General features: G+C 58.8%; 10 protein-coding genes. 3 read left to right on the top strand and 7 right to left on the bottom strand.

Annotation, left to right across the window (positions count from 1 at the left end):
• Positions 1–92: 92 nt before the first annotated feature.
• Positions 93–410, top strand: a complete 318-nt coding sequence (locus PMI25_RS18175; protein ID WP_007967321.1) for a hypothetical protein — start codon at positions 93–95, stop codon at positions 408–410.
• Between the two features lie 68 nt (positions 411–478).
• On the opposite strand, the gene PMI25_RS18170 is transcribed toward PMI25_RS18175, so the two are convergent.
• The 3 genes from PMI25_RS18170 to PMI25_RS18160 are packed head-to-tail and all read right to left on the bottom strand — an operon-like array spanning position 479 to position 2,048.
• Positions 479–895: a hypothetical protein gene (locus tag PMI25_RS18170; RefSeq protein WP_007967323.1), complete on the bottom strand. Its 417-nt coding sequence runs from the start codon at positions 893–895 to the stop codon at positions 479–481.
• Positions 892–1,464, bottom strand: a complete 573-nt coding sequence (locus tag PMI25_RS18165) for a type VI secretion system amidase effector protein Tae4 (protein ID WP_007967325.1) — start codon at positions 1,462–1,464, stop codon at positions 892–894. The genes PMI25_RS18170 and PMI25_RS18165 overlap by 4 nt, the downstream gene beginning before the upstream one ends.
• Positions 1,464–2,048: a PAAR domain-containing protein gene (locus PMI25_RS18160; RefSeq protein ID WP_007967327.1), complete on the bottom strand. Its 585-nt coding sequence runs from the start codon at positions 2,046–2,048 to the stop codon at positions 1,464–1,466. Before PMI25_RS18160 ends, PMI25_RS18165 begins: the two co-directional genes overlap by 1 nt.
• Before the next feature lie 83 nt (positions 2,049–2,131).
• Between PMI25_RS18160 and PMI25_RS29690 the strand changes: the two genes are divergently transcribed.
• Both PMI25_RS29690 and PMI25_RS18150 read left to right on the top strand, forming a co-directional pair.
• The gene (locus PMI25_RS29690; RefSeq protein ID WP_081755219.1) at positions 2,132–2,332 is read left to right on the top strand and encodes a hypothetical protein; all 201 of its coding nucleotides are present in this window, start codon (positions 2,132–2,134) and stop codon (positions 2,330–2,332) included.
• Positions 2,333–2,648: 316 nt separating this feature from the next.
• Positions 2,649–3,488: a 23S rRNA (adenine(2030)-N(6))-methyltransferase RlmJ gene (locus PMI25_RS18150; protein WP_007967330.1), complete on the top strand. Its 840-nt coding sequence runs from the start codon at positions 2,649–2,651 to the stop codon at positions 3,486–3,488.
• A gap of 156 nt (positions 3,489–3,644) precedes the next feature.
• Here PMI25_RS18150 and msrA read toward each other — a convergent pair whose 3' ends face one another.
• The 4 genes from msrA to aceF form a co-directional block, all read right to left on the bottom strand.
• A complete protein-coding gene (gene msrA / locus PMI25_RS18145) occupies positions 3,645–4,310 on the bottom strand; it encodes a peptide-methionine (S)-S-oxide reductase MsrA (RefSeq protein ID WP_007967332.1) in 666 nt (221 codons plus the stop codon).
• A 210-nt stretch (positions 4,311–4,520) separates the two neighbouring features.
• Positions 4,521–7,217 (bottom strand): putative bifunctional diguanylate cyclase/phosphodiesterase, encoded by a 2,697-nt coding sequence (locus PMI25_RS18140; protein ID WP_007967334.1) that lies wholly within the window; start codon positions 7,215–7,217, stop codon positions 4,521–4,523.
• Between the two features lie 253 nt (positions 7,218–7,470).
• Positions 7,471–8,868, bottom strand: coding sequence for an alkaline phosphatase D family protein (locus tag PMI25_RS18135; RefSeq protein ID WP_007967335.1), 1,398 nt, complete (start codon positions 8,866–8,868; stop codon positions 7,471–7,473).
• A gap of 280 nt (positions 8,869–9,148) precedes the next feature.
• Positions 9,149–11,119: a dihydrolipoyllysine-residue acetyltransferase gene (gene aceF, locus PMI25_RS18130; RefSeq protein ID WP_007967337.1), complete on the bottom strand. Its 1,971-nt coding sequence runs from the start codon at positions 11,117–11,119 to the stop codon at positions 9,149–9,151.
• Between the last annotated feature and the right edge of the window lie 9 nt (positions 11,120–11,128).

Below are 11,128 nucleotides of genomic sequence, written 5' to 3'. Positions count from 1 at the left end.
TGGTCTCGGTTCTCCTACCCCGCGCATGGCTGCCACCCAAACCTGTAGGAGGGAGATGGTGGAAGCTCATTTCACTACTAGAGGTTCAATAGATGACAGCGCTGAAACCCGACCCACCCTACGAAAAAATCATCCCCCATCCCGACGCCCGCTTCATGGCCCTGACCGGCAACTGCAGCGACATGCCCACCCTGTTCATCGACACCCAAGTCCCCCTCGACATCCTCATGGACGCCGCCAACCACCGCATCCGCGCCGTGATTCAGGTGCTGGAAAACATGTGCATGCGCGGCTCGGTCGAGTGCGACTCGATCATCCTCAGCGACTTCGCCATGCTCTGCGCCATTCCGCTGCGTGACGGCTGCGATGTGCTGGATGTGATCGGCAAACGCTTGAGCGCGATGCCTTAACGTCACAATTATGAATAGATCCTTCCAGCCTCTATCGATGGAAGGATCACTAGCCTGCTGAGAAGAATTTAGTTCTGCAGATACTGATCTTGTGACTTGATAAAGGCGTCGAATGCAGGGGAGTTGTAAATTTCAAGGCAAGAATAGAACACGATATTTTTTCCAGACTGCTTGCTGGTTGAAGAAGTCTTGGCGTAAGCATCCGCCACGTACTTCTCTGTTTCCACATAGGGATCATGGATGACTTCAAGTGTGTCTTCGTTCTGCAAAATCGCGTGTTGTCCCTTGCCCATTACGGAGTAAGCGCCAATAGCGAGGCCGAGATCCGATTTGATATCTGATTCACTCTTGAATTGATTTGATATGCAGTTGGCGAGGCCGTAATTCTTCAATGAAACTCTTGCGGTGGTTAGATCTGCTTCACTTGAGAAGGCATTTACAGATGCGCCAAGAATACCTACCGCAATGAATAGCTGGAATTTCATCCCTTTAGCTCCCAGAAATTGATTTTTTCGAGTTTTACGTCTGGCCGATCATAAGTGTGGCTATTCGGGCGATGGTAGTCGCTGTTGTCTCCGGTGGAGCTACCGTTCCACAAGGTCGCATGACCGGTCGCGTCGGTCCACCCGGTGATTTCCATAATAATCACGCCTTTCTTGCCATTGATGAAGTCAGCCTCACTGAGTTTCAATTCATGATCCGGAGCCCCCCAATTGTGTTTCAGGAAGGCAAGGAAATCTGCGACCTTCATGATGTACGGGAGTTGGTCTGCGCCGGCAAGGCGATAGATGGATTTGCTGGGAATGATCGTTCCTTTCGGGATTTTGTAGCCGCCATAGTTAAATCCTCTACTTATTCTAAGGGCGCAAGCGTTCGCGTAAGCATCAGGCTTTTCTGCTCTGGCCGCTTCGACATTACCTCCAACCAGTGCATAAACATCAATCGAGTTTTTGAGGCCGACCTCTGCGTAGGCAGTCCATAGGGTGCTGAATTTTGGTCTTTTGACAACTATGTTTGAGGTTACGCCACCGGCACTGATATTGAGCTGAGCCACTAGACTTCTCCTTCCATGTCGAAGAATTCACCTTGAAAAGCGTTTGGAATGATCGCTATGCCTTTTGCCCCCACCGTCCCGGTCAGTTTTTTTTCTGTCGTACCGCTGATCGTTACAGCCACGGTCTCTCCCGGTAAATAGCCGGAAGTTTTCACATGAATATTCAAGTCGCAATAGAAGCGCGATATCGAATCGACGGGTGTCTGGTTTTCTCCATACGAGAACGTTATGCGCTGGATGCTCTTCGGTTCAGGGATCAAAGGGACGATGGGAGAAAAGCTCGCAGCGCTATGTTCCCCGCCACCAAAGACAGAGGATTGAGCAAAGAGAACAGTGTTGGATTTTGGCGGGCAGCCACACGCGACATAGTCGCCCTCAAGTGCAACCAGGCCAGCCGGTAAAGTGATTGTTCGTGGGCCGACAGCTACGATGGGACCTTTGCCTGGAGGGCATACAGGACAACTTGCCATGTGGCCGATGGATGAAGTGCTCACCGCGTAATCAATGTTGATTCCAACGTTTCCTTCCAGAACCACACCACCAGTTGATGTAGGCGCGCCGATTCCGACCACTTTCCTTCCCATGTAAATTTCCCTCTTTACAGGTTTTCAGTGGAGCGGATATTCGCACTCCCTTCGCTCGTGAGACGACGGTTATCCTGAGGAAGATGTTTCTTTATGTTGCTCATAGAGTTGCGGGAGACCGCCCAAAACTACCGCAGGTGCTGGAAAACATGTGCATGCGCGGCTCGGTCGAATGCGACTCCATCATTCTCAGCGACTTCGCCATGCTCTGCGCCATTCCACTGCGTGACGGCTGTGATGTGCTGGATGTCATCGGTAAACGCCTCGGCAACCTGCCCCTTTAAGCCTGAGAGCGTTTTTGTGGCGAGGGAGCTTGCTCCCGCTCGGCTGCGTAGCAGCCGCAACCCGGTTGTCGCGGAGTCAGACGGAATGGGGGATTGAGGTCTTGGGGCTGCTGCGCAGCCCATCGGGGATGAATCCCCTCGCCACAAGGGCAAGAGCAGAAGATCGCAGCCTTCGGCAGCTCCTGCAGGGTGTACGCCAATCCCGTGTAGGAGCTGCGTGACCGCTGCGATCTTTGCTGCTGAGGCCCGCTCGGCCGCCAACCCCTGACTTGCCGCCCGGTAAAAGGTAAACTTCACGGCCCTCGCAGGAGCAGCCATGAATTATCGTCACGCCTTCCATGCCGGCAATCACGCCGATGTGTTCAAACACCTGACCTTGACCCGCCTCATCGCCCTGATGTCGCGCAAGGAGCAGCCGTTTGCCTATCTCGACACGCACGCCGGTATCGGTCTGTATGACCTGCAGGGCGATCAGGCCAACCGTACCGGCGAATACCTGGAAGGCATCGCGCGGTTGTGGGATCAGCCGGATCTGCCGGCCCTGACCGCCGACTACATGAAGGTGCTGCACGAGATGAACCCCGATGGCCAGTTGCGCTACTACCCGGGTTCGCCGGAGTTGGCGCGGCGTCTGACCCGGCCTCAGGACCGGGTGATGCTCAACGAGAAGCACCCGCAAGACGGCGTGCTGCTCAAGGACAACATGGCCGGTGATCGTCGGGTCAAGGTGCATCTGGGCGAGGGCTGGCATGTGGCGCGGGCGATGTTGCCGGTGCAGGAGAAGCGCGCGGTGATGCTGATCGATCCGCCGTTCGAACAGCTTGATGAGATGCAAAAGTGTGCGGCGTCGCTGAAAGAAGCGATTGGCCGCATGCGCCAGACTGTGGCGGCGATCTGGTATCCGGTGAAGGATCAGCGTGCGTTGCGCCGGTTCTATCAGGATCTGGCCGGCACCGGTGCACCGAAACTGCTGCGCGTGGAACTGCTGGTGCATCCGCTGGATACGCCGAACAGCCTGAACGGTTCCGGGCTGGCGATTGCCAATCCGCCGTGGGGGCTGGAGGAGGAACTGCGTGAGTTGCTGCCGTGGTTGTCGAAGAAACTTGGGCAGACTCAGGGTGGATGGCAGATGGATTGGTTGATTGCCGAGAGCTGATCGGCAACTGAAAACCTGTGGCGAGGGAGCTTGCTCCCGCTCGGCTGCGCAGCAGTCGTGAATCCGGAAAGCCGGTTCTTCCTGAAGAAGGCGTTCACCGGTTTTAGGGGCGCTTCGCACCCCAGCGGGAGCAAGCTCCCTCGCCACAGTTCTAGGTCAGTTACCCGCCAGACTCGGTGGCATGCACACGCCGGTGCCGCCAATCCCGCAATAACCCTCAGGGTTCTTCGCCAGATACTGCTGGTGATACGCCTCAGCGAAGTACACGGTCGGCGCCTGCTCGATCTCGGTGCTGATGTCGCCCAGACCCGCCTTCGACAGTTCAGCCTGATACACCGCCTTGCTCTTGAGCGCCGCGTCCAGTTGCTCAGGCGAGGTGGCGTAGATCACCGAACGGTACTGGGTGCCGATGTCGTTGCCCTGACGCATGCCCTGTGTCGGGTTGTGCAGTTCCCAGAACATCGCCAGCAGTTCTTCGTAGCTGACCTTGGCCTTGTCATACACCACCAGCACCACTTCGGCGTGGCCGGTCAGGCCCGAGCAGACTTCTTCGTAGGTCGGGTTCGGCGTGTAGCCGCCGGCGTAGCCGACCACCGTGCTGACCACACCTTCGCGCTGCCAGAAGCGGCGTTCGGCACCCCAGAAGCAACCCAGACCGAAGATCGCAAAGTCGACGTCCTGGAAGAACGGGCCGAGCAATGGGGTTTCTTCGAAGACGAAATGCTTTTCAGGCAAGGTCATCGCGGTTTCGCGGCCGGGCAGAGCTTGATCTTTGGTCGGTAGCACGTTTTTGTTCACCAGAATTTCCGAGCGCAGAACCATGATCGTTCCTCTCAGTCAGGATGGGATGTAAAAAGTCAGACCGCCAGTGTGCCCAATGATGCCCGTTTAATCACTACCCAAAATGTGCGGGTACTCGCCCCCACTGTAGGAGTGAGCCTGCTCGCGATAGCGGTAGGTCGATCAGCTTATTTGTTACTGAAATACCGCTATCGCGAGCAGGCTCACTCCTACAAGGGATCAGCGGTGTTTTTAGAGGCAGAGCGGGCCGCGCGGGTAGCGCTTGAGCGCCTGGATCAGCTCGGCGCCGGGGATCGGCCGGTCGAACAGGTAGCCCTGGCCGACGTCGCAGCGGTGGCGACGCAGGAACGCCAGTTGCTCGGCGGTCTCGATGCCTTCGGCCACGACCTTGAGCTTCAGGTTGTGGGCCATGGCGATCACCGCGGAGGTGATTTCCATGTCGTCCTGATTGTCGGGGATTTCGTGGATGAAGCTGCGATCGATCTTGATGATGTCGATCGGGAATTTCTTCAGGTAGCTGAGCGACGAATAACCGGTACCGAAATCGTCCATGGCCAGGGTCAGGCCCAGGCGCTTGAGCTGGTCGAGCTGCAAGTGGGTGTCTTCGGTGGCTTCCAGCAGCAGTCCTTCGGTCAGCTCCAGTTCGAGCAGATTGGCCGGCAGCGCTTCTTCCTTGAGGATGTTGGCGATGGACGCGACCAGATCCGGGTCGGAGAACTGCTTCGGCGAGAGGTTGATCGCCACTTGCAGATTGCCCAGGCCAGCGGCCGTCAGGGCCTTGCTCATGCGGCAGGCCTGGCGCGCAATCCACTTGCCGATCGGGATGATCAGGCCGGTTTCTTCGGCGACGCTGATGAACTGGTCCGGGCGGATCATGCCGCGCTCCGGGTGGTTCCAGCGCAGCAACGCTTCCATGCCCAGCAGGCGCCCGCTGCGCAGGCACAGCTTGGGCTGGTAGAACACGTCCAGCTCGTTCTGGGTCAGGGCGCGGCGCAGGTTGTTCTCGACGAACAGCTTGTAACTGGCCTCGGCGTTGAGTGCTTCGGTGAACACCTGGACCTGATGTTTGCCGTTAGCCTTGGCCTTGTGCAGGGCCAGCCCGGCGTTGCGCATCAGAGTCTGCGGATCGCGGCCGTGCAGAGGCGCGCAAGCCAGGCCTACGGAGCCGGTGACGCTGATCAGTTGGTTGTCGACGAACATCGGTTTGTCGAGGGTTGCCAGCAGTTGGTTGGCGATCTGCTGGCCGGTGGCGAGGTCGGTGTCGTCGAGCAGCACCGCAAATTCATTACTGGCGAAGCGCGCGAGGCTGCCGCTCGGGCTCAGACTGTTGCGCAGACGTCGGGCCAGGCTGATCAGCAGTTTGTCGCCGGTCTGGTGACCGAGGCTGTCGTTGATCCGCTTGAAGTTGTCGATGTCCACCAGCAGCAGGCTGATTGGGGTGTCGCTATCGCGGGCGAAGCGTTCGTCCAGATTGCGGATAAACGCCGGGCGGTTGCCGAGGTTGGTCAGGTTGTCGGTGTACGCCAGACGTTCGATGCGCTGCTGCGCCAGTTTGGTCTGGGTGATGTCTTCGTAGATGCCGATGTAGTGCGTCAGCTCGCGGTTGTCGCCATACACCTTGGAGATCGACAACTGGCCCCAGTACGGTTCGAGGTTTTTCCGGCGGCTCTTGAATTCGCCCTGCCAGCTGTTGCTCTTGGCCAGCGCCGAGGGCGCGTCGAACAGCAGCTCGCTGAGGTTTTCCAGGGCCGGCAGTTCCGACAGACGCTGGCCGTGGACTTCCTCGGTGGAGTACTGGGTGATCGCGGTGAAACTCGGGTTGACGTACTCGACCACGCCGTCGCAATTGACCAGCAGAAAGGCGTTGGCACTTTGCTCGACTGCGCGCTGGAACAGGTGCAGGGCGCTGGTGGCGGTGCGCCGGTTGTGGTTGTTGATGACCTGAGCGAACTGGTCGGCCAGCTCACCGGCAAAGGCGATTTCGTCGGACTGCCAGGAGCGGGTCACGCCGGTCTGCTCCAGGCAAAGCACGCCGACCACCTGGCCGTCGACCCGGATACTGGCGTCGAGCATCGCGTTGACGTCGCGCGGGCGCAGGGCTTCGGCCATCTCGCGGGTGCGCGGGTCGCGCATCGCATTGTGCGCGTCGATGGCGCGGCTGCCGTGCAGCGCTTCCATGTAGTCGGGGAAGCCGCTGATGTCGATCACCTCGGGCAGGATGTATTCCTGCGTCGCGCGGTGATACGCGGAAATCGGCACCAGCAGATTGCCTTCGAGGTTCCACAGGCTGGCGCAGTCGATTTCATAGATATCGCAGGCGCAGCGGGTGATCAGTTCGGCGGCTTCCTGCAGCGAGTTATGGCTGCTGTAGCGCTGGCGCGCGAGCAGCAGAATCAGATCCTGCTGGGCGCGTACGCGATCGAGGTGCTGCAGTTGTTCCTGCTGGGCGCGCTGGTTGAGTTCGAGGGCGATCTGCAGGCGCGAGTTCTGGGTTTCGAGGTCGACGGACGGCAGCGCGGGGGCTTCGTCGAACACGTTGTCGACCGCCAGCAGATAACCGCGCAACAGGTGCCGATTGTGCTGTTTGTAGGCTTCGCCGAGTTCGAGGATGCTCAGCACGCCGGCGGCGGTGTGCAGGGTGTAGCGCACCAGATAATGCGGGCTGTCGCGCAGTTGTTGCTGGATGGCGTCGTGCAACTGATAGCGCGCTTCGGGCTCCATCAGGCTGGCATAGGGTGAACCGACCAGTGCACAGAGCTCGACGGCCGGCTGGCCGAACTGGCGTTCGCAGTTGGGGTCAAGAAACAGCATCGCCCAGCTGGCTTCATTCAAGCGCTCGAAACGCAGCATGCCGAGCCGCGAGGGCACAGGCAACTGCGTCACTACCTCGGCCGCCATACGGCTGGCGGCATCGGGTTGGCTCTTCATGAAGGAACTCGCTTGGAAATATGCTGAACGCGCCGGGCTCTCGCCCTCTTTACTGTTGCCTGCGGCAAGGTTGCATCATTGCGGCACCGACTGACAAGAGAGATGAAGGCCAAGTGCTATAAGAATATGTCGGCTGCTCGGGGCATTTCTCCAGTGGGTGATTGAAAAGAGCAAAAGATCGCAGCCTGCGGCAGCTCCTACAGGGGATGCATACCGATGTAGGAGCTGCCGCAGGCTGCGATCTTTTAAGATTTCAACGTAATTTCAGGCTGATCGATTGCAGCTGCTTGCCATCCCGATCATGGTAATTGACCAAAATATGATCAGTCTCAACCGCCACATGTGCGAAGTTGTCCTCGCTGACCACCGCACTGGTCAACTCATGTTGATAATCGCCCGCGGCCGTGCGCGCGAGCGGTTGATCGAGGATGAACGTCGACGCCTTGGCATAGGGCAACAGCTTGCTGTTGCACAGCGGCGAGGAAACGATGGTGTGGACTTCGAAATCCGGGTCTTCACTATGCGTCAGGCGCGAGGTCAGCGAGCCATGCACATCGCCCGAGACAAACACGACATTTTTGATGCGTCGGGTGCGGATGGTTTCCAGCAGGCGCAGGCGCTGCTCCGGGAAGGCTTTCCACGCATCGTCGCCGTGCAGTTTGCGATCCGGGTAAAACATCACGCTGGTGACCACGAATTTGACCCGTGCCTTGCTGGTGCTTAGCCAGGCGACCAAGGCCTGTTCCTGCTCGCTGTCCAGGATGCGTCGATCATCAGCAGCCAGGTTGCGCCGAGTACGGCTATCAGTGACAAACCATTCAATATCGCCATCGCTGAACTGATACCAGTAATGCGCCAGTTTCGAATGATCAATCTCGCCATCAACGGTTAGTTCATGCGCCGGACTATGACTGGCTTGATATACCTCATACGCCGCCATTGCATTGCGATATAACTCATGATCGGACTTGCTGGCGTTAGCCGGCCAGTTGTCTTCAATTTCGTGATCGTCGAGGATCATGTAAGTCGAAGTGCCGGACATCAGTCGCTGAATATTCGGTTGCGAGAACGCCGCGCGATATTTATTGAGGATGTCCTGGTATTCGCGATCCGGGGCAATCAGGTTGAGGTCGTCGACATAGATCTGGTCTCCGGTCATCAGGGTAGCGCTGATCGGCGGCTCGGCGCCTTCGATCAACTGATTGATCGAGGCGAATATGCGGTCGCCAAATTGGGGCAGGGAAGCAATGCCGGCGGTCATGCGCAGGTAGCGACAGGAGCCGATGATGTAAGCGCGTGGCTGCACGGCGTCGCTGACGCGGGTGCGAAAGCGGTAGATCTCGCGCGGCCATTGCAAAGGCAATTCGGCGATGCTTTCGACGGTATGCACCGGGCTCATGGGACTGAACCAGCCCGTCTGGTATTCGTACTCACAATGACTGTCCAGGTCATTCAAAGAGAAGACGTGGCAGAGATCGCGTAATGCACTCAAACGGGCAAAACGGCCCCTTGACCATTGTGTGCTGCCCGGTTTTCGATAACGCAGGCCGGCAAATACCGTGGCATTGTTTTGCGAGTCGCCGCGCATGAAGATGCGTGCATGATTAGTTGTTACATGGCCAATAATCGGGCCGACAGTTGGTTTTAACATGTTCGAATCCATTCGAATTGATTACTTGAATTACGGTTGGTTTTAAACAAGTTGTTCGTTTAACTTGTGGCGCCAAGGTTAGTTGTCGGTAGATAAAAAATATCGGCGCAAAGTGGACTGGACTCGTGGCTTAAGTAGACCGAAGTTGTAGGAATAAAAGCGTTGTAACTTTTCTGCGGGCAAAAAAAGCCCCGTCAAACTGACGGGGTTGAGGTACGAGCGTGTGGCGCTCGAAAACGTGGAACGCGATCGGCCCTCCGTTGCCGGAGGGCCGATTGCTTTACAGCAGGATGGTGCGGATGTCGCCCAGCAGGCTGCCCAGACGCTGGGTGAAGCGTGCAGCAGCAGCGCCGTTGATCACGCGGTGATCGTAGGACAGCGACAGTGGCAGCATCAGTTTCGGCTGGAAGGCTTTGCCGTCCCAGACTGGCTGGATGGTTGCCTTGGAAACACCGAGGATCGCCACTTCCGGCGCGTTGACGATCGGCGTGAAGCCGGTGCCGCCAATGTGGCCAAGACTGGAAATTGTGAAGCAGGCGCCTTGCATCTCGTCCGAAGAGAGCTTCTTGGTGCGGGCTTTTTCAGCCAGCGAAGCCGCTTCAGCAGCCAGTTGCAGCAGGCTCTTCTGGTCGACGTTCTTGATCACCGGGACCAGCAGGCCATCCGGAGTGTCGACCGCGAAACCGATGTTGACGTACTTCTTGCGAATGATCGCCTTGCCGCTTGGCGCCAGCGAACTGTTGAAGTCCGGCAGCTCCTTGAGCAGGTGCGCGCAGGTCTTGAGCAGCAGCGGCAGGATGGTCAGCTTGACGCCAGCCTTCTCGGCGACGGCTTTTTGCGCAACACGGAAGGCTTCCAGCTCGGTGATGTCCGCCGAGTCGAATTGCGTCACGTGCGGCACGTTCAGCCAGCTGCGGTGCAGGTTGGCGGCGCCGACCTGCATCAGACGGGTCATCGGCACTTCTTCGATTTCACCGAAGCGGCTGAAGTCCACGACCGGGATCGGCGGGATGCCCGCGCCACCGGTTGCGCCGCCAGCAGCCGGCGCTTCCTTGGCCTTCTGCATCATCGCCTTGACGTAAACCTGCACGTCTTCCTTGAGGATGCGACCGTGCGGACCGCTGGCGCCAACAGCGCTCAGCTCGACGCCGAATTCGCGGGCCAGTTGACGCACGGCAGGGCCGGCGTGAACTTTCGCGCCAGGCTTGGCCGGAGCAGCAACTGGAGCGGTAGCAGCAGGTGCAGCGGCAGCCGGAGCAGCAGCGGCCGGTGCCGGAGCGCTTGGTGCAGCAGCAGCGGCTGGAGCCGGGGCAGCAGCGGGGGCCGCGCCTTTGACTTTCAGCTTGAGGATCAGGTCGCCGGTACCGACTTCGTCGTCCAGCTTGATGGAAATGCTTTCCACCACGCCAGCGGCAGGCGATGGAATTTCCATGCTCGCCTTGTCGGATTCCAGGGTGATCAGCGACTGGTCGGCTTCAACGCTGTCACCAGCCTTGACCAGGACTTCGATGATCTTGGCCTTGCCGGCCGAACCGATGTCCGGAACGTGGATGTCCTGAACGCTGTCGGCAACCGGTGCGGCTGGAGCGGCGGCGGTCGCCGGCGCAGCAGCAGCAGCGGCTGGCGCAGCAGCCTGAGCCGGAGCGGCAGCAGCAGGGGCCGCAGCACCTGCCACTTCCAGATCCAGAATCAGGTCGCCGGTGCCGACTTCGTCGTTGAGCTTGACGCTGATGGCCTTGACCACGCCAGCGGCAGGAGACGGGATTTCCATGCTGGCCTTGTCGGATTCCAGGGTGATCAGCGACTGATCAGCCTCGACCTTGTCGCCGACCTTGACCTGGATTTCGATGATCTGGGCCTTGCCCGACGAACCGATATCCGGCACGTGCACTTGCTGAACCGAAGAGGCAGCAGGGGCAGCGGCTGGTGCAGGAGCAGCGGCAGCAGGCGCAGCAGCCGGTTTGGCTTCAGCTTTTGCCGCCGGTGCAGCGGCGGGCGCAGGAGCCGCTTGCGCGGCGCCCTCGACTTCCAGCTCGAGCAGTTCGTCGCCTTCTTTCAGGCGGTCGCCCAGCTTGACTTTCAGGCTCTTGATGACGCCGGCTTTCGGGGCTGGCACTTCCATGCTGGCCTTGTCCGATTCCAGGGTCAGGATGCTCTGGTCGGCTTCGATACGGTCGCCGACCTTCACAAACAGTTCAATTACTTCACCTTCACCGCTGCCGATGTCAGGTACGCGAATGAGTTCGCTCACAAAATGTCT

This window comes from Pseudomonas sp. GM30 (genome assembly GCF_000282275.2).
Lineage (GTDB): Bacteria > Pseudomonadota > Gammaproteobacteria > Pseudomonadales > Pseudomonadaceae > Aquipseudomonas.
The sequence above is the reverse complement of the archived record's forward strand: the minus strand, read 5'-3'. Positions and strand labels throughout refer to the sequence as shown.

Bases quoted from the DNA above. Each gene is read 5' to 3' on its own strand.
- PMI25_RS18175 (WP_007967321.1), top strand. From the start codon at position 93: ATGACAGCGCTGAAACCCGACCCACCCTACGAAAAAATCATCCCCCAT.
- PMI25_RS18170 (WP_007967323.1), bottom strand. From the start codon at position 895: ATGAAATTCCAGCTATTCATTGCGGTAGGTATTCTTGGCGCATCTGTA.
- PMI25_RS18160 (WP_007967327.1), bottom strand. From the start codon at position 2,048: ATGGGAAGGAAAGTGGTCGGAATCGGCGCGCCTACATCAACTGGTGGT.
- PMI25_RS29690 (WP_081755219.1), top strand. From the start codon at position 2,132: ATGTTTCTTTATGTTGCTCATAGAGTTGCGGGAGACCGCCCAAAACTA.
- PMI25_RS18150 (WP_007967330.1), top strand. From the start codon at position 2,649: ATGAATTATCGTCACGCCTTCCATGCCGGCAATCACGCCGATGTGTTC.
- msrA (WP_007967332.1), bottom strand. From the start codon at position 4,310: ATGGTTCTGCGCTCGGAAATTCTGGTGAACAAAAACGTGCTACCGACC.
- PMI25_RS18140 (WP_007967334.1), bottom strand. From the start codon at position 7,217: ATGAAGAGCCAACCCGATGCCGCCAGCCGTATGGCGGCCGAGGTAGTG.
- PMI25_RS18135 (WP_007967335.1), bottom strand. From the start codon at position 8,868: ATGTTAAAACCAACTGTCGGCCCGATTATTGGCCATGTAACAACTAAT.